This window comes from Streptomyces sp. H39-C1, assembly GCF_027158125.1.
Lineage (GTDB): Bacteria > Actinomycetota > Actinomycetes > Streptomycetales > Streptomycetaceae > Actinacidiphila > Actinacidiphila fildesensis.
The window spans coordinates 71,237-89,029 of record NZ_JAPVLS010000025.1; the positions used below are offsets into that span (position 1 = coordinate 71,237).

At 68.6% G+C, this 17,793-nt stretch carries 21 protein-coding genes; 19 read left to right on the forward strand and 2 right to left on the reverse strand.

What is annotated here, in order from left to right:
* The first annotated feature begins 134 nt into the window (after positions 1–134).
* From O3W51_RS18615 to O3W51_RS18665, 11 genes are all read left to right on the forward strand, one after another.
* Positions 135–671 (forward strand): hypothetical protein, encoded by a 537-nt coding sequence (locus tag O3W51_RS18615; protein WP_269286937.1) that lies wholly within the window; start codon positions 135–137, stop codon positions 669–671.
* Positions 668–2,206, forward strand: coding sequence for a terminase large subunit domain-containing protein (locus O3W51_RS18620; RefSeq protein WP_269286939.1), 1,539 nt, complete (start codon positions 668–670; stop codon positions 2,204–2,206). Before O3W51_RS18615 ends, O3W51_RS18620 begins: the two co-directional genes overlap by 4 nt.
* A gap of 88 nt (positions 2,207–2,294) precedes the next feature.
* Positions 2,295–2,681, forward strand: coding sequence for a hypothetical protein (locus O3W51_RS18625; protein ID WP_269286941.1), 387 nt, complete (start codon positions 2,295–2,297; stop codon positions 2,679–2,681).
* A gap of 98 nt (positions 2,682–2,779) precedes the next feature.
* The gene (locus tag O3W51_RS18630) at positions 2,780–4,546 is read left to right on the forward strand and encodes a hypothetical protein (protein ID WP_269286943.1); all 1,767 of its coding nucleotides are present in this window, start codon (positions 2,780–2,782) and stop codon (positions 4,544–4,546) included.
* 49 nt (positions 4,547–4,595) lie between these two features.
* On the forward strand, positions 4,596–5,159 hold the full coding sequence (locus O3W51_RS18635) for a hypothetical protein (RefSeq protein ID WP_269286945.1): 564 nt from the start codon (positions 4,596–4,598) through the stop codon (positions 5,157–5,159).
* Between the two features lie 98 nt (positions 5,160–5,257).
* On the forward strand, positions 5,258–5,944 hold the full coding sequence (locus O3W51_RS18640; protein WP_269286946.1) for a hypothetical protein: 687 nt from the start codon (positions 5,258–5,260) through the stop codon (positions 5,942–5,944).
* A 149-nt stretch (positions 5,945–6,093) separates the two neighbouring features.
* The gene (locus O3W51_RS18645) at positions 6,094–6,513 is read left to right on the forward strand and encodes a head decoration protein (RefSeq protein ID WP_269286948.1); all 420 of its coding nucleotides are present in this window, start codon (positions 6,094–6,096) and stop codon (positions 6,511–6,513) included.
* A 13-nt stretch (positions 6,514–6,526) separates the two neighbouring features.
* The gene (locus O3W51_RS18650; protein ID WP_269286950.1) at positions 6,527–7,582 is read left to right on the forward strand and encodes a major capsid protein; all 1,056 of its coding nucleotides are present in this window, start codon (positions 6,527–6,529) and stop codon (positions 7,580–7,582) included.
* Positions 7,582–7,887, forward strand: a complete 306-nt coding sequence (locus tag O3W51_RS18655) for a hypothetical protein (RefSeq protein ID WP_269286952.1) — start codon at positions 7,582–7,584, stop codon at positions 7,885–7,887. The genes O3W51_RS18650 and O3W51_RS18655 overlap by 1 nt, the downstream gene beginning before the upstream one ends.
* A gap of 69 nt (positions 7,888–7,956) precedes the next feature.
* On the forward strand, positions 7,957–8,283 hold the full coding sequence (locus tag O3W51_RS18660) for a hypothetical protein (protein WP_269286954.1): 327 nt from the start codon (positions 7,957–7,959) through the stop codon (positions 8,281–8,283).
* Positions 8,284–8,289: 6 nt separating this feature from the next.
* Positions 8,290–9,105, forward strand: coding sequence for a hypothetical protein (locus O3W51_RS18665; RefSeq protein WP_269286956.1), 816 nt, complete (start codon positions 8,290–8,292; stop codon positions 9,103–9,105).
* Positions 9,106–9,220: 115 nt separating this feature from the next.
* Here O3W51_RS18665 and O3W51_RS18670 read toward each other — a convergent pair whose 3' ends face one another.
* A complete protein-coding gene (locus O3W51_RS18670) occupies positions 9,221–9,460 on the reverse strand; it encodes a DUF397 domain-containing protein (RefSeq protein WP_331284075.1) in 240 nt (79 codons plus the stop codon).
* A 4-nt stretch (positions 9,461–9,464) separates the two neighbouring features.
* A complete protein-coding gene (locus O3W51_RS18675) occupies positions 9,465–10,352 on the reverse strand; it encodes a helix-turn-helix domain-containing protein (RefSeq protein WP_269286958.1) in 888 nt (295 codons plus the stop codon).
* A 275-nt stretch (positions 10,353–10,627) separates the two neighbouring features.
* Here O3W51_RS18675 and O3W51_RS18680 point away from each other — a divergent pair, with 275 nt between their 5' ends.
* The 8 genes from O3W51_RS18680 to O3W51_RS18715 all read left to right on the forward strand — a co-directional run bounded on the left by O3W51_RS18680 (position 10,628) and on the right by O3W51_RS18715 (position 17,789).
* Positions 10,628–11,131, forward strand: a complete 504-nt coding sequence (locus O3W51_RS18680) for an ATP-binding protein (protein ID WP_269286960.1) — start codon at positions 10,628–10,630, stop codon at positions 11,129–11,131.
* An 8-nt stretch (positions 11,132–11,139) separates the two neighbouring features.
* Entirely contained in the window at positions 11,140–11,556 is a 417-nt protein-coding gene (locus tag O3W51_RS18685) for a DUF6415 family natural product biosynthesis protein (protein WP_269286962.1), read from the forward strand.
* Positions 11,553–12,080, forward strand: a complete 528-nt coding sequence (locus O3W51_RS18690) for a DUF6302 family protein (RefSeq protein WP_269286964.1) — start codon at positions 11,553–11,555, stop codon at positions 12,078–12,080. The genes O3W51_RS18685 and O3W51_RS18690 overlap by 4 nt, the downstream gene beginning before the upstream one ends.
* Before the next feature lie 8 nt (positions 12,081–12,088).
* The gene (locus O3W51_RS18695; protein WP_269286966.1) at positions 12,089–12,289 is read left to right on the forward strand and encodes a DUF5999 family protein; all 201 of its coding nucleotides are present in this window, start codon (positions 12,089–12,091) and stop codon (positions 12,287–12,289) included.
* The gene (locus O3W51_RS18700; protein WP_269286967.1) at positions 12,286–12,966 is read left to right on the forward strand and encodes a hypothetical protein; all 681 of its coding nucleotides are present in this window, start codon (positions 12,286–12,288) and stop codon (positions 12,964–12,966) included. Before O3W51_RS18695 ends, O3W51_RS18700 begins: the two co-directional genes overlap by 4 nt.
* 220 nt (positions 12,967–13,186) lie before the next feature.
* The gene (locus O3W51_RS18705) at positions 13,187–13,363 is read left to right on the forward strand and encodes an FxLD family lanthipeptide (RefSeq protein WP_269286968.1); all 177 of its coding nucleotides are present in this window, start codon (positions 13,187–13,189) and stop codon (positions 13,361–13,363) included.
* A gap of 86 nt (positions 13,364–13,449) precedes the next feature.
* Positions 13,450–16,521, forward strand: a complete 3,072-nt coding sequence (locus tag O3W51_RS18710) for a lantibiotic dehydratase (protein ID WP_269286969.1) — start codon at positions 13,450–13,452, stop codon at positions 16,519–16,521.
* Positions 16,518–17,789 carry a lanthionine synthetase C family protein gene (locus O3W51_RS18715; RefSeq protein WP_269286972.1) on the forward strand — a complete coding sequence of 424 codons (1,272 nt, stop codon included), beginning with the start codon at positions 16,518–16,520 and terminating at the stop codon, positions 17,787–17,789. Before O3W51_RS18710 ends, O3W51_RS18715 begins: the two co-directional genes overlap by 4 nt.
* Positions 17,790–17,793: the final 4 nt, after the last annotated feature.

Genomic DNA, 17,793 nt, shown 5'->3' on the forward strand with positions numbered 1-17,793 from the left:
CGCGCAACTCCGGTTCTCGCAAATGGACTTGTGCGAAATGGTCACCGAGCCGGAGTGGAGGGCGGCTCCCACCCCGGAAATGGGATCATGGACTTGGGCGCGGGGGCGCACCCGAGCTGTGGAGGACCCCCGCCGTGGGACGCCCCGACAAAGCCGCGCGTGCGGCCATCGCGCGCCGCCGCTCGGACGCCATAGACCTACGACTCGCCGGCGTGGACTGGCTCACGATCGCCCGCAAGCTCGCCGCCGATCCGACCGCCAACTCCGACGGCATGGCCTACCCGCAGGGGTACGGCATCGAGCGGTACCGCAAGGACCAGGACCCGCCCACCGACGAGGCCCTGATCCACGCCGCCTGCCGTGACGTCCGCACTGCACTCGCCGACCGTCGCGCCGAGCTGAACGACGACGTTGACGAGCTGCGTGCACTTGAGGCCGACCGGCTCGACCGGCTGTTCTTCGTGGCCTACAAGAAGGCGGTCCGCGACCAGGACCTCGCCGCCATCGACCGCACCCTCCGAATCATGGAGCGCCGCGCCCGCCTTCTCGGCCTGGACATGCCCGTCCGCACCGAGCTGTCGGGCCCCGACGGCGGAGCGGTCCAGATCGAGAACGTCACCGCCGACGAACTCGATGCCCTGATCGCGCTCACCGACCCGGACGCCGAATGACGCCCCGGGACAACGAGAGCGTCGTCGCCCACTACAAGACGCTGCTACCAGCCCAGCGCCGTGCCATCGCTCGGTCCGCCTCCCCGACACTGCGGGCCGAGCTGGTGCGCGCCGAGCGTCAGTTGGCCATGGACCGCTCGCCAGGCGCCCTCGCTGCGGTCCTCACCGGCGGCCGGGAGATGCAGGCCCCGCACCTGGACCTGATCGACAGCGCGTTCATCGACATGGCCGAAGGCCGCTGCGACCGCGTCATGCTCACGATGCCCCCGCGGCACGGCAAGAGCCGACGCGCCTCCCGCTGGGCACCGCTCTGGTACCTCCGGCGCAACCCCGGCCACCGCATGATGATCGCCAGCTACTCGGCAGACCTGGCAGATGATCACGGTCGCTGGATCAGGGACGCCATCCACACCTGGGGCGACGACCTCGGCATTCACCTCAAGCCCGGCAGCCAGGCCGCCAACCGCTTCGACATCGTCGGCGGTGAGGGTGGCCTGCTTGCCGCAGGTCTCGTCGGCGGCCTCACTGGTCGCGGCGCGCACATCGCCATCGTGGACGACCCGGTCAAGGACATGGCCGACGCCGACTCGCCGACCATGCGCAAGCGCGCCTGGGACTGGTGGACCTCCGTCATTCAGACCCGCCTCGAACCCACCGGCGCGATCTGCCTGATCCAGACCCGCTGGCACGAAGACGATCTCGCCGGACGCATCCTCGCCACCGAGCGCGACGACTGGCGCGTCATCGACCTTCCGGCTCTCGCCGACAGCCCCGATGACCCGCTCGGCCGGGCACCCGGCGAGCCGCTGTGGCCCGAGCGATTCGATGCAGCCCACCATGCCCGGACTCGCAGGCGGGTCGGGGAACGGGTCTGGGGCGCCCTCTACATGCAGAAGCCACGCCCTCCCGAGGGTGGCGTCTGGAAGCGCGAGTGGATCGACACCGCCCGTGTCAACGCCGTCCAGTTCTCCGGCGTCGACATGGCGCGCATCGTCGTGGCCGTCGACCCCGCCGGCGGAGAGTCCACCGTCGGCGACGAGACCGGGATCATCGGTGTCGGTCGGGACTTCGACCGGCAGCTGTACGTCCTCGCCGACAGGTCGGGCTCCATGGGGGCGAACGACTGGGGGTTGGCCGCCTGCCGACTCGCTCTCGAACTCAAAGCGGACGCCATCGTGGTCGAGAAGAATTACGGCGGGGACATGGCGAGGCAGATCGTCACCCAGGCGTGGGAGCAGCTACGCCGCGAAGGCGTCACCAAGGGTCTGCTCATGCCGATGATCCTGGAGGTCGTCGCCAAGGTCGGCAAGCGCCTGCGCGCAGCGCCGGTAGCCCAGCTCTATGAACAGCAGCTCGTTCATCACGTCGGCGATTACACCGATCTGGAGGACCAGATGGTCACCTGGGTCGAAGGAATGGACAGCCCGGACCGTATGGACGCAGCGGTGCACGGATTGACGGAACTGGCCGACCCCGACCAACTCGACACCCTGCCAACGGACATCGACGATGACCGTTTCGACGGCCGCCGCTGAGACGCGGCTCGGCCGGTGCAGGAAACGGCCCCAAGAGGAAACGGCCCAGCCCAGCCCGGAGCCGCTGACCGCTGCTAGCCTCACGATCATGGGGACCAGGGGGAAATGGACCACAGCTCTGTGCGCTGCCGCTCTCACGGCTGTGTGCCTCACGGGCTGTTCGTCCGGGATTGAGAAGCCGACGGCCGAGGACCAGCGCGCCGCACACCTCGACCGTGTACGCGAGACGTACCGGCTCGGGCGCAGCGAAGGGCTGGCTCTGCAGCGGCAGAAGATCGCCGACGGCGCACCGCCTTCCTACTCCAGTCCGAGCGATCGAGAGTGCGCGGACCGCTGGGACCAGCTCGGTGAGCACCAGCAGAGCGCGGGCGACCGAGGCGGCTTCCTGTCCGCGTGCTCGTCCTTTCCAGCGCCGGGCCTGCCCGGATATGACGAGGCAGTCGCAGAGGCCAGCGGGCCCACGCCAACGCCGTAACCTGATCTTGCGGCGCGGGGCCGACTGCCTGGAGGGGCATTGTGGGCGTTCGCGAGCTGATCACCGACGTCTGGAGCTGGCTGGATTACAAGCCAGTCATGGCAGACCCGCGCCGACCGGGCCGCAACGCCTGGGCGGAGCTGACCTCATCCTGGGTTCCCGACGAGGACTTGCGGCGCCTGGCGGCCTACCGCCTGCTCGCCGCGTACGACTCCAATCAAGCCGGTCAGGTCGCCGCGATCACCGGGGACGACGAAACCGGAACCGAGCGGCGTGAACTCGGCGATGCCTCGAAGCTCGTCGACACCGCGCTCGGTTACCTCCTCGGCTCCGAGCAGACCATCACGGTCGCTGGCGCGGAGCACGCCGACGATGATCCGACGAACGAAGCCGCCATGGCGCTGGCAGTTCAGGACAAGCTGAGGGCCTGGGCCGAGAAGGAGCTTCTGCCGCTGCGAATACAGCAGGCGGAGCGGACCGCGATCCTGCTGGGTGACGCGGTCTACAGCCTCGCCTGGGACCCGGCGAAGGGCCGCGTGCTGCTGCGCACGTGGGACCCGGGCCTGTACTTCCCGGAGTGGCCGGAGGACGGGGAGCAGGACGGCGCTGAATTCCCCATGCGTGTGCACCTGGCCTGGGACCTGCCGGAGGACAAGCGGCGCGGCCTGAAAGCCAGGCTCCGCCGCATCACGTACGAACTCGGGCCGATCGCTCCCGCCAGCCGAAGCGGCACCACGAAGGACGGCGACACCGTGCGCGAGTACGTCTACGCCGACGACGGCGCGCCGGTGCTGAGCAAGGGCGACTTCCTCAACGGCGAGACCGGCGCGATCACGCGCACCTACCCGTGGGCTCCGGGTCGGCCGACGCCGTGGACGTGCTACCTCACCGACGCCGAATGGGAGCTGGACGACCTCAAGTACGCCGACTTCCTCTACGACCTGCCCATGAGCAAGGCGACGTACCGGGTGCGGTCAGACGGCGAAGTCCTCGACCGGCTCGACCTGAGGGCGGACTTCATCCCCGTCGTCCAGGTCACCAACTCCATTCCGGCCAGCGGCGAGCACTGGGGCAAGCCGACCATCGCCACCGTCCTCCAAGCCCTGGACGAACTGTCCGCCACCGACACCGACAGCTCCGGAGCCTCGGCCACCACCGGCTCGCCGATCATCGGCCTGGCAGGGGCGCGGCTGCCCATCGACCGTGCCACTGGCCAGCCGCTCCCGGTCAAGGTCCGGGCCGGGACGGTGTGGCAGCTCAACGACAACGGGCGCATGGACGTCCTCGACACGTCCGCGCAGCTCGCCGAACTGCGCTCCCGCGTCGACCACATCCTCGACCGGATCGCCGCGAACAGCCGCCTCACCGCCGCCGGCCTGGGCACCCTCGACCCGACCGCCCTGCCGTCCGGCTACGCCCTGCAACTCGCGCTCGGGCCGCTGGACTCGCTCGTCGCCGCCATGCGCCTGGCCCGCACCCACAAGTACGCCGTCCTGCTGCGCATGGTGCAACGCCTCCACCAGGCGGGACAGGCGGAGGGCTGGCCCGCGGGCGAGTCGCTTCCTGCGCGCCTGATGTGGGGACCGCACACCCCGACCGACCGAGCTGCCATCCTCGATGAGGTGGTCAAGGCCGTCGGCGCCAGTGTCTTGTCGGTGGAGACCGGCATCCGCATGCTGATCGACGCCGGTTACCCGATCGACGACGCCCAAGCCGAGATCGAACGCATCCAGGCTCGTGCCTTCGAGGCCGCCGCCCGCCTCGCCGATGCCACCGGCGACAACGCCGCCGTCCGCGAATACCTCGGGCTGCCCGAAGCAAAGACCGAAATCCCAGCCGTCCCGCTGGCACCATCCGAGGGCTGAGCACGTTGTCCCCGTGTCCGATCTTTCGAGAAGAACGCGGGGGCGCCCGATGGACGGCGCATGGATCACCTTCACTTCCAGCGTCTCTGCTGCCACCATGGCGGCCACCGTCGCCTACCTGGTGCCGCGCCGCTTGCAGCAGCGCAAGGAAGCCGAAGACGAACGGACCAAGGCTGACCAGAGGAAGGCCGAGGCGATCGAGACGATCGCAAAGATCCGGACGGACGGTTCCCAGTGGATGACGTATCTCCAGACCGTCGTCACCGACGCCGCATCGGGACGCTTCGTAGAACTCCGCGAGTTCGATTCGACCGCAGGGGAACTGAGGAAGAACAACGAGGCGGCACTCGCTTTGGCATCGCATCTCGGATACGACCTCTTCTACTCCCCGTTCACTGACTGGATGCGGCAGGTGCACGGTGAGGTACGTACAGCTGTCGCAGAGCAGTCACGAGTCAAAGCACAAGCGATCATCAGGGAGACGAACGCATTCCGTAGCTACTTCACTCCCAGGGCAATCATCACCACGCGGATGATGGACGAGGTGACCGGCGGCACACGCAGCACCGCCCACCTCTTCGCCGGTACCGTTTTCGCCGCCCAGAATCCGTAGCCGTCGTTGGGGTGGACGACCGCCGAAGCGAGGCACTTCCGGACATCGGTACAGTGATCTAGGCGCGGGGGCGCTGGAGACCTGTGGATGGTTCACGCATGACGCGCCCCTCACTCCCCAATCCGCTCGAACCGGTCGGGCACCGCCGTGACGGGCGGCCGATCTACCCGATCCTCGGTGCCTCTCCCGAAGACGACTCCAACAAGCCAGAAGACGACGGCGCCCCTGCCAGCGGTTCAGTCACGCAGGAGGACCTGTCGCGGCTGCTGGCGCGTGAGAAAACGCAGGGCGGCCGGGCCGCCTTGAAGAAGCTTCTCGGCGATCTCGGCTTCGACAACTCCGAGGCGCTGACCGAGTTCATCACCACCAAGCGCGACGCCGACCAGGCCGCGCTGACGGAGATCGAACGCAGGGAGCAGGCCGCCGAGGAGATGCTGAGGGCGGCCGAGGCCCGCGAGACGCAGGCCGCAGCCCGGGAGCGCGCCGCCATCCGACGCGCCGCCCTTGCCGGACTCGGCGCAGCCGGGGATGACCTCGGCGACGCGATCCTCCTCATCGACCGGGCGCTCGACGACCAGCCGGACGCTGATGAGGACGCGGTGGCTGCGGCTGCCGAGCAGTTGAAGGAGCGGCGGCCGGAGCTGTTCGGCCAGACCGGCGAAACCACACCGCCCGCCCCCGGCGGCTCTCCCGCCGGCGGCCCGCCGTCGCGTGGCGGCGTACCGCCCAAGCCTGGCGCGGCCGGACTGGAGATGGCCCGGCGTCGAGGATTCGTCTCCGGCTGACCAGGCCCAGCGACGTCATGGCGCACTCCATGACCCCACCGGCGGGACAGCCGGACATGGGGACCACGCCCCTCACACCTCCCGTGGACGGCGCCACCGCCAGGTGAGCGCGCGAATCCGATTCGCTTCACGTCCACGGGAGGACGGCTGTGACACTCCAGCCCATCACCACGTCGACGTCGTACACCGCCGACCGGGCCTGGCTCGCGGCACTGCACGGCACCGACTCCACCGAGACCATCACGCTCGACGTGTCGAAGCTGACCGCTGGCACGCACACCGCAGCGTCGACCGACACCACCCAGCCCTACAGCCGGGTCCTGTCCGGCGTGCCCGTCGGCAAGATCACCGCGAGCGGCCTGTACGGGGCTTTCGACCCGGTGGCGACCGACGGCCGCCAGAACCTCGCCGGTCACGTCTTCGCCGAGGCGCTGTTCGCGCCGGGCTCCACGAAGGTGCCTGCCGCGCTGCTGTGGCACGGCGTTGTGGTCGCCGCGAAGGTCCCAGGCGGTATCGACCCCACCAAGGTCACCCCGTCGGTGACCGGCCCCCAGATCCGGTACGTGTGAGAGGCGGACGACGATGACCATTCAGGACCTGATCAAGAACGTCGCTGCCCGCGACCTCACGACTTTCGCCCGCGCGATCCCCTCGCCGGCGGACCACCTGTTCACCAAGGACGGCGGGATCATCCCGACGCTGGAGCAGGACGAGGTGAAGTGGCGGGTCAAGGACAACGGCCGGTACGTCAACGTCGCGAAGTACCGCGCCTTCGACGCCAGCGTGCCGTTCGCGTCCCGCGAGGCGTGGCAGACCACCCGCGAGGGCATGCTGCCGCCCCTCGGTCAGAAGCTCCTCGTCGGCGAGCAGGAGCAGATCCTGCTGGAGGCGTCCCGGGGCGCGGACGAAGACCGGCTGATCGAGCTGCTGTACGACGACACCGAGCGGCACGTCGAGGCGATCCGCTCCCGTGTCGAGCTGGCCTGGGGTGACGTCCTGGTCGACGGCAAGTTCTCGCTCGTCGCGGAGAACGGGCTGACCACGGAGGTCGACTGGGGCGTGCCGGCGGGCAACCTGCCGACCGTCTCGAAGCTGTGGTCCGACCCCACCTCTGACCCGATCAGGGACGAGCTGGGCTGGACGCAGTACCTCGATGACCGGGGTGCTCCCTTCCCGGAGCTGGTGGTCACCAGCCGCAAGGCGTTCTCCTACCTGTCCGCCAACAACGCGTATCGCGCGGCCTACTACGGCTCGGTGAACCCGTCGAACACCCCGACCGCCACGCTCACGCCGCAGCAGGTCAACGTCGTGCGCGACAACTACGGTCTGCCGCCGGTCACCTTCTACAAGGGGCAGGTGCGCGTCGACGGAGTCCAGACCAAGGTCCTCCCCGATGACCGGTGGGTCATGCTGCCGCCGGACCGTACGAAGTGGGGGCAGACGATCTTCGGTGTGACCGCCGAGGGTCTGGCCCTGTCGCGCGGCACGAACCCGGAGATCACCAAGGAGGACCGGCCGGGCATCATCATCACCCGCGGTGCGCAGGACGACCCGGTTCAGATCTGGACCAAGGGTGCGGCGGTGGGTATGCCGGTACTGCACACACCGGACGCGCACATCGTGGCGAAGGTGATCTGATGGGCCGCCGCCTCGCAGCAGCCGTGCACGTCGAGCACCCGACGACGCGCGAGTGGATCGTCCTGGAGCCCGGTGACGAGCCGGACGACGACCTGGCCGCAGAGATCACCAACCCGGACGCGTGGGAGGTCGACGAGTCGACGCCCGACGCGGAGGAGTCCGGGCCCGAGGAGCCGAAGCAGGACGAGTCGCCGGTCTTCGGCTTCACCGCGCAGCCCGAGCCCGAGCCCGAGCCCGAGGTCGAGGCTGAACCTGCGCCACCGGTGCCGCGTCGGCGCAGGAAGACCGCCGACGCCGACGCGTAAGTACATGCAACCTCAGCCCGTCCCCGCCCTGCCCGGGTGGGGGCGGGCGACGGCTATCCAGGAGCACTGATGGACCCGATCCTCCTCGCCTGGCTGCGGGCGCAGCTCGGCACCGCCACGGACGAACAGGACCTCGCCACCCGCTACGCCCGCCTGGGCCGAGCGCGAGCTGTCGTTGCCGAGGTCCTGAGCGAGCGCCGCGCCAAGCTGCTCAGCGAGCCGCTGCGCATGACGGTCGACGGTGTGGTCACCATCGACCAGAGCAACAACCTCGCCGGACTGGAGCGCCAGATCGCTGGTCTCGCCGAGCTCGTCGCACCGGATGACCCGGCTGCCGGGGAGGCGAGCGCCGACCTGGTAACCACGCCGCTGCTGCCGTCTCGGCGCACGAGGTAGCGGGCCGTGCCGTACGAGTGGCCGCCGCTTGTTCCGGGAGATCCTGACGAGGTCGCGCGCAGAGTGGCTGCCGTTCTTGAGGAAGCCTGGCAGCGCCTGGCGGCCAAACAGCGGCAGGTGATCGCCAAGTTCGCGGACAACCCGCGAACGCCATACACCCTGGCGACGCTGGAGGAGTTCAAGCAGGCCATCGCAGAGTTCCGGCGGCGTGTGGACCAAGAGGCCCGGCAGTTCGTACAGCGCCAGCTTCCTCACCTATACGAGGAGGGTGGGCGTACGGCCGCCGAGGCCCTGGGCGTGACCTTCACCTGGACCACGTTCCACCGTGACGCACTCCAGTCGCTCGCGGCAGACTCCTACGCCGACTTCCTGCGCCGCTCCGAGGAGGCCGAGCGGATGGCCAGCCAGTTCTACCGTGCCGCACGGGAAGCAGCGCGCCGGGAAGTGCCGCTGCTGGCCGCTGGCAACATGACCGCAAAGCAGGCCGCGAAGAACCTCGCCGATCGGCTCGCCGCCAAGCACAAGCTGACGCACGTCATCTACCGCAATGGGGCGCGCGTCCCGGTACGCGCCTGGGCCGAGGCCGCCACGCTCGCGAAGTCAGCCGTCGCCTATAACGCCGGCACCCTGAACCGGACCCGTCAAGCTGGAGTCGCTGTGGTTGAGGTCTTCGACGGGTCCGATTGCGGCTGGACGTCCCATCAGGACCCGGATAAGGCCAACCGAACTCTTCGCAGCGTTGAGGAGGCTGCGGACTGGCCGATCAGCCATCCTCGGTGCCGTCGCGGATTCGGTCCCCGCCCGGATGCGACTGATCCCTGAGCTGAATGGTGCGAACATAGCCTGGTCCCGCGTTGAACGCGGTGAATGCCGATGGCCCTCCCCTAATCGCCAGAGGAGGGCCATCGGCTTGCGTGTTACCGCTTTTCGTCCGCCATCAGACTGTGCCGAAGTCGACTTCGCCTGAGCGAACCAGCGTGACGAATGACGACCACCCGGCCGGACTGATCTGTAGGGCCGGGCCGCTCGGGTCCTTGGAGTCGCGAACGCCGACCACTCCACGGGCAGCGGTGACGTCCGCGATCTCGACGCAGCTATTTCCTGAGCCGCCGCTGAACGACGACTTGTACCAGGCATCTTCGGGTGCCAGCTCCAGGGCTGGAATGTGAGTGTTGATGGCTCTACAACTCTCGTGCTAGTCGTTGCATGAATTCAGGTGTCTCCTCGGACGGGAGCGCCGAGGCGATCATCTGGTTGAACCTACGGGTGAACCGTGCCACCTCCTTGGGCTTGTCAGAAGTCGACACCGCGCCCCAAGCGTTGTCCACCTGGACCATCGGGGGCAGGCCGTCACCCAAGTCGAGGATGGCCAAGTCGCTGCTCGCGCGATACCCCCGACCGTTGATGGGGAGCACCTGGATTTTGACATGGTCGAGTTTCGACAGCCTCGTAATTTCTTCGTACTGCTCCCGCATGACGTCGTGCCCGCTGCCGATGGTGTACCGCAGGCCGGCCTCACCGAGGATCGCCCACAGCTTGACCGGGTCGGGCTCGCGCGCCAGGACTCGCTGCTTGCGCTCCATGCGGAGCGCCACGTTGACGCGGTTGAACTCGCTGGTCGTCTCCTCGATGGGCTTCTCGATCTCGAAGATCGCCTCCGCGTACGCCTCCGTCTGGAGCAGCCCGTGCACGACCTGCGGGTGGTAGAGCTTGATCTCCTGGGCTTCGGCCTCGATCCCGACGAACCCCTGCATCGCGGGAAGCATTTGGCCTCGGTAACGCGTCACCCAGTCCTGGTTGGTTGCGTCACGGTTCATCTCGACGAACGAGTCGATGGTCTCCTCGTCGTCCACCCCGTACTTGGCCAGTAGCTTCCGAAGGTCGCCGACGTTGCGGAAGTTGAGGCCCCCGGTCTCGATGCGCTGGAGCGCGGCCTCGGAGAGCTTCGTGCCTTGGACCGCCACCTTGCGGGTCATCGGCTTGCCGTTGATCGCGATGCTCTCGCGGATGCCCCGCAACTGGAGGCCCAGTTCGAGGCGTCTGCCTGTCGCCCCCCGCTTCGCTGCCACGTGTGCGCCCTCCCTGTGTCTGTGTGTCGACCTTGAGGTGCCGTGTGCAGAGTGTTGCACCTCATGTTCGGGGCTGACAGCCCCTTGTGCAGGTTCGCGCATAGTCCAATATCGTCTTCGCTGAATTTTCAGCGCAGATGCGGTTGCAGATGAACCTACCCTCGGTAGACCGTAGTTGATGCCAGCGTGAACGCGGGCGGCAAAGTCGTGAACCCGATCTACAAGGTCTATTGGTTCCGGCTGCGCTGCCCCTCTGAGCTGCGGAGGAGTGAGGCATGGCTGTGGTTGCACTGGGCCCCGAGATCCTTGATGAGCTGCGTGCTGGGTGCTCTGCACACGCCATACCCACCGTCCTCGATGACCTCGCCCTGACCATCGACCGCGAGCGTCTGGGGGCCGATGGTCAGGTGCCAAGGGCCACTGCGGTCTGGGTCGGCCGGATTCGTCGGATCGCTCGGGCCAAGCTCAACGTCTGGGGCTTGTCGGCCCTGGTCGATGACGCACAGCTACTGATCAGCGAGCTGGTCACGAACGGCTTCCGGCACGGCACCGAGCGGCAGATCACCTTCCGTCTGGTGATCGGCCTGGATGTGCTGGTGCTGGAGGTGGATGACGGCTCGTCCGCTCTGCCGGAGCTGCGTGACGCCGGGCCGGACGCGCTCAACGGCCGTGGCCTGTTCATCGTGGATGCCCTTGCGGCGTCTTGGGGTGTCAGCTCGGACGGGACGAGGACGTGGTGCACGCTCAAGATGCCCGAGAAGAGGCGGAGGAGCCGATGAGGAGCTGCGTGCTCGAAGTGGCCGAGGCTCCTCCGAATCCCCGGAGTGACGGCAGTTACCAAAACGACGATCAAGTCAAGGCGCGGCTACTTGCCAAACTGAGAGAGCGGTTCCTTCTGGAGTCGCCAGAGATTCCCGTGGTTGATGCCGTATTCGATGACCTCGAATTAGTCCTCGGTGAACATGCCGACCTGACAATGGCTGATATCGAGGAACTGACACCGCGTATGCACGCGGTATTCCGACGAGTCATCTACGTGGCTCGACAGCCCAACAGCGGAGTGCTACCCGCGACCGTTGGGGCGTACCAAGACCTGTTAATAGCGCGATTTCCTCGCGACTTCGCCCAGGCTCTCGCTCACCTTCGACGCCTTGCCATGGCCGTGTCGGATTCGCTCGATGAGCTGCTGGAGGAACTGCTGTGAGCCTGCGAACGGCTGCCGCCGAACAGCACGACCGCGCCCGCCCGCCGCTGACAGTCGCGGTGCTGCCCGCTCGCGCAGCCTACGACTACGAGTTCGTGGCCGCGCGACTCCACGATCAGAGCCTCCTGCCCAGAAGCGTCGCCGTGCGCATCTTCCGCATCCCTCTCCTCGCCGTCCCGGTGGGCGGGTGCAGGCGGGGCGGACGGATCGACGCGGGACCGGCGGCGGTCGCGCTGGCAGTGCGTGACGCTCTCCTTGGCCGGCCAGGCTTCCCCATGGCCCGGGTCAGCTTGTCTGGCGAGAGCTGGTTCGTCGAGTGGGGCGAACGCCCACCGGACCGTCCGGCTCTCGACGCTCGCGAACGACTCCACTTCTTCGGATATTCCGCCAGCTCCCTTACGGCCGAATGCCCGCAGCAGCCGCCCCACGCACCCCTTGCAGCCGTCAGCGCCGATAACGATCTCCCTGTCCACCAGCGCGCTCGGGACTCCCGAGGCGAGCCGATGGGCGAGGGCAGCCAATGAGGAATCACATGTGCCAGCATCAACCCCCCTGTCCGCCAGCGAGCGCCCCAGATCGCGAGGCGGCTTGTGCAACGGCCCTGCACCCGGAACAGGGTTGGACGCTCTTATGTAACGGTGTGTTGATCTTCGAAGATACTGGCGAGTTGCTGCCGGACGGCCAGATCATCGCGCCGCACCGCCCGCTCGTGAACGCGGAGGCTGCGGCATGACCGCCCCCACGCCTCGATCCGTTGTCGTCCCGTACATCACGGCCCGCCGCGGCGAGGAGCCGGAAGTCGCGGCCAAGCTCGGACTCCGCTCCGGCGGAGGACTGTGCTACCTGGACGAGGGCCTGGGAGATCGGGACGACCAGGGAGTCCTCTGGGCCCGGTGCTCCCAGACACACGAGGACGGCTGGCCGATCGGGTCGCCACGATGGAGCATGGTTCATCCGTCTCGACAGCGCGAGACGATGCAGGGCCTGCGGTGTCAGGTTTGCGTCGTCCAGACGGCCAGCCGCACTGCCAGCGGCTACCTGTTCATCGCAGCAAGGCCGAAGGACACCACCAAGGCTGATTGGCCTGAGGGAGCCCTTACGTGGCAACCACCCCTCTGCCTCGACTGCGCCGTGATTGCGGTCGAGCAGTGTCCTCATCTGTCGAAGGCCGGACCCGTCGCACTACGGGCACGCGTGCCGCGTCTGTACGGGGTCCTGGGCACGCTCTACACCACCGGCGCCGACATGCGGCCGGTGCCCGTAGTAGTGAGCGACGAGGCCAAGGACATACCGCTGCCATACAAGGACCACCTCCTCAGACCCTGGTTCCTCGCCTCACAGCTCGTTCGCGAGTTGCGAGGCGTATCGGTTGTCGACCTCGAACGGGAGATCGCGACAGCCCGCGCCTAGACGGCCGCCTCGGTGAATCGGTGGGCACGAGCCCGACTCATCGGGGCGGCGCAAGACCCCGATCCGGGACAGGCGGCCCTGCGTGTTCCACATGAAGGGCATGGCACCTCGGGCCGGTGGCCGGGAATCTCCCCTGCGGCATTGCGGTCTCCATACGCTCCGCACGTAGGTCCCGGCAGCACCACTATCCGCAACTCAACTCGAACACATGGGAGTTCGCATGAGTCCCCACGTCACACACACCACGCAGGTGAAGCCCCAGGACTCGGGCACGACGTCGGACGGTTTCGACCTGGACGTCACCTTGGTCGAGGTCTCCGACACCGCGGGTCTGATCAGCCTGACGAACGACGGCTGCGGCACGACCTGCGGCGCCTGCACCACCAACGTCGCCTGACCTGAGTCCCGCGTCATCCAAGGCCGGTGCCTTCGCGACTCTTCGCGCGAAGGCACCGGCCGCTCACCCAGACCACGGAGGTTGTGATGACTTCGAGCACCGCGTTCCGCGCCGGGAAGACCGCTCTCCTCCGTGCTGTCGCCCGGCCGGAACTTCCCGTGCCCCCGTGCCCCGACCTCGACGACCCGTCCCCTCGCGGCGCGGCTGCCCGGCTTGCGTGGCTGCGCGAGGTGTGGTTCGAGGAGGATGTTGCCGAGGCTCTTGGGCACGCCAGCCCCGCTCTCGCTTCACAGGTACGCGTCCTGTGCTCGTCCAGCGACCCGGCCGCGCGTGATGTTCGGCGTGCCGTCGCCTCAGTGGCGCGCTACGTGTTGCGCGCCGAACACCGGGCGACTCCATTCGGCCTCTTCGCCGGCGTGGCCCCGGCCGTCATCGGGACCAGGGCGCGCACGCGATGGGGCTCGGGACACACGGTTGTTAGCCGGGCGAGTGCAGAGTGGCTTGCTGCCGTGGTGGAACGGCTGGAGGCGTGCCCCGAACTGCTGGAACGACTCTCGGTGGTCGTCAACAACACCACCGCGAGACGTGGTGACCGGCTCATCGTGCCCTACAGGTCCGACCCCCGGGGTGATCGTCGGCGTGCGGTCGAAGCATCCGTCGCCCTGACCGGGCCGGTGCGAGCAGTCCTGGACGCAGCCAGGAAGCCGATCCCCGCGGGTGTCCTCGCGGACAAGCTCTCTGCGGAGTTCCCCGCAGCGGGGGCCGAGAAGATTCAGCGGCTCGTGCGAGAGTTAGTCCTGCACGAGGTGCTGATCACGAACCTGCACGCACCGAGCACCGAGACTGACGCCCTGCAATACCTGTTGGGCCAACTCGATGCCGTGAGCGCCGACAGCCTGGTGTCGGTCGCGGATACGGTCCGCGACCTGCACGCCGTGCAGATCGACCTCAGCGGTTGCAGTTCCCGCAGTGGCCGGGCCCGCGCCGCCGCGCGGATGCGGGCTCAGGTTCCGACCTTGAAGGGACACCCCCTCGCTCTGGATCTTCGTCTGGACGCCCAGGTCGAGTTGCCCGAAGCGGTTGCGCAAGAGATCGAGCGTGCCGCCAGTGTCTTGACCCGGGTGAGCGCCCACCCCTACGGGACTGAGGCGTGGAAGGCATATCAGCGGCGGTTCTACGAGCGATACGGCATCGGCACGATGGTGCCGCTCAACCAAGTCGTCGCCGATAGCGGCACAGGCTTCCCCGACGGGTACCCGGGCACCCAGCCTGCCGAAGACCGCTCCCGCCTCTCCGCACGGGACGACACCTTGGTGCGGCTGGCTCAGGCTGCCGCCCTCGACGGCCACGACGAGGTTGTCCTCACCGAAGATCTGGTCGCCGCGATGGACCTCGGGCCTGAGCGCCCCAGGGTGCCGCCGCACCTGGAGGTCGGTGTCCGGGTGCACGCGGCCAGCGTTGAGGAGCTGTACCGGGGGCACTTCCGCCTGGAACTTATGAGCGTGTCCCGGGGCGTTGGGGTCACCACCGGCCGCTTCCTAGGCGTGTTAGCTCCCGAGGACCGCGAAGGGTTGACAGCGGAACTGGCTGACCTGCCGACCGCAGATGCCGACACCAGCGCCGCGCAGTTGTCGTTCCCGCCGTTGCTGGCCACGAGCGCCCACGTCACCCGCTCCCCGCAGGTGTTGCCCATGGTGATCAGCGTCCAGGAGCACCGCGCCATCTGCGGAGACGTACTCACGCCCGATGACCTGGCCGTGGCGTGCGACGGCCGCCGCATGTATCTGGCGGCACCCGAGCGCGGACAGCGGATTGAGGCCGTGGGGATGCACGCGCTGAACCTCACCACGCACACCCCGCCGATCGTCCGGTTCCTCACCGAGCTGTCCCGCGCCCAGTGCGCGCAGGTCACCTTGTTCGACTGGGGAGCTGCGAGCACGATGCCGTTCCTGCCCCGGCTCCGCTACGGGCGCACGGTGCTCGCCCCCGCACGGTGGCGACTGGAGGCAGCCGACCTGCCCGGCCGCGACCGCCCCCAGGTCCAGTGGGACAGCGCCCTGGAGGAGTGGAGGGTGAGGCGACGGATGCCGCAGCGGGTCGTCCTGGCCGAGGAGGACCGGCGCTTGCACCTTGACCTTGACCAGGCCGGACACCGTGCCCTGTTGCGCCAGCACCTGACCCGTGTCCCTCTGGCCGTCTTCGTGGAATCTGCGCCCGCCGACGCGTACGGCTGGTCCGGCGGCCGAGCTCACGAGATCGTCATGCCGCTCAAGGCGACGCGTCTGTCGCCGTGGCCGCCCCTGCCGGCCCCCACCCGGGCCCGCGCCTTATCCCCGGAGCAGATCCAAACACCGGGAGTCTCGTCCCTGCTGCTGACCACCCTGTACGGCGACCTGCGCCGCCAGAACACCCTGCTCACCCAGTACATCCCTGACCTACTGGCCCGGCTTGGCGGCCCGACCTGGTGGTTCATCCGCTTCCGCGACCCGGATCAGCACCTACGGGTGCGCATCGCGCTGCCCGATCCCGATGCCTTTGCCGAGACGGCCCGCACCATCGGCATCTGGGCCGATGAGCTGCGCACGGCCGGAATGCTGTCCGACGTGCGCTTCCCCACTTCCTACCGCGAGATGGGCCGCTGGGGCTCCGGGGCTGCCTGGGACGCCGCCGAGGAAGTGTTCCGCGCAGATTCACGTGCCGTCGTCGCCCAGCTCTCCCAGTCCCAACGCCCGCAGCAGCGCGCACTCGTGGCCGCTCAGACGATCGCCATCGCCACCACCTTCCTCGGCAGCACCGAGGAGGGGATGCGCTGGCTGATCGAACACATTTCGTCCACCGCCCCCGCGGCGGTGCCGCGCCCGCAGTTCGCCGAGGCCGTACGGCTGGCCGACCCGTCCGGCGACTGGGCAGCCCTGCGCGATGTGCCTGGCGGGCACCCCATCGTGGAGGCGTGGTCCGACCGGACCACGGCACTGGCCGCCTACCGGCCGGGCATCCCCGGCCCGGACACCCAAGGCATCCGCCTGAACGACGTCCTCTCCTCACTCCTCCACGTCCACTTCGTGCGGCACGTCGCGGTCGACTTCGCCGAGGAAGAGATCTGCCTCTATCTCACACGCGCCGCAGCCCTGGCCTGGATGTCCCGGAGGGCACGATGACCCACCCCCTCGCACTCAAGACGGCGGGGGCTGTCGCCGACCTCCTGGCCAACCCCGCCACCGCGCCTCTGGGACCAGATGCCTCCCTGCACCGTCAGCACCTCGCGTACGGGCCGACGGGCATTGCCCTGCTGCACGTCGAACGGGCCGCCGCCGGCCTGGGGCCGTGGCAACGCGCCCACGACTGGCTTGCCGCAGCCGCTCGACAACCGTTCACCAGCGGCCTCGACAGCCATCCCTTCTACGGCGCACCCGCCCTCGCGCACACCATGGCCTGCGTCACCGACCACCTGCCGGGCACCTACCAGCGCGCCTTGAGCGCCCTGGACCGGCAGATGGGTACCGACACCCGCCGCCGCTTGGAGGCCGCGCACCGCCGCATCGACGCGGGGCGCCTTCCGGAGTACGCCGAGTTCGACACGATCCGGGGGCTGGCGGGCTACGGGACCTTCTTCCTGCGCCGCGACCCGACCGGTCCGGATGTGCGCGCGGTCCTCGACTACTGCGTGCGCCTCACCGAGCCCGTGACCTACGGCGGCGAGGCTCTGCCGGGATGGTGGACCCTCAGCGGACCGTCCGGCCGACAGGGCGACCGCTTCCCGGGCGGGCACTCCAACCACGGCATGGCCCACGGCGTCGGCGGCGTGCTCGCGCTCCTGGCCCTCGCTGCCCGGCGCGGCATCACGGTCGGTGGCCACCGCGAAGCCGTCGCCACGATCCTGGCCTGGCTAGATCGTTGGCAGGAACAGACCGAACGAGGTGACGCGTGGCCCTACTGGATTACGCGGGATGAGCTGCGCTCCGGCCGCACCGACCCGTCCCCACCGCGGCGGCCGTCGTGGTGCTACGGAACCGCAGGACTGGCCCGTGCCCGGCAGCTCGCCGCTCTCGCTCTCGGCGACACCCGCTGCCAGGTCGAAGCGGAGAACGCACTCGTGTCCGCTCTCACCGATCACGGGCAGCTCAAGGCGACCACGGACAACGGAATGTGCCACGGCTTCGCCGGCCTCGCGCACATCGCGTCCCGCGTGGCCGACGATGCGCACTCCTCCACCGCCGGACAGCTCCGCGCGGCGATACCCCCTCTTCTGGCTGCCGCCTGTCCGCCAGGCACGGTCCCGGAGGAGGCAGCGAGGTCGGTTGTCCAGGACCACAACGCAGGACCCGGGTTCCTGAACGGTGCCGCCGGTATGGCGCTGGCGCTCCTGGCTCCTGCCACATCCGCCCCACCCCAAACCGCTTGGGACGCCTGCCTCCTCATCGCCTGATCCA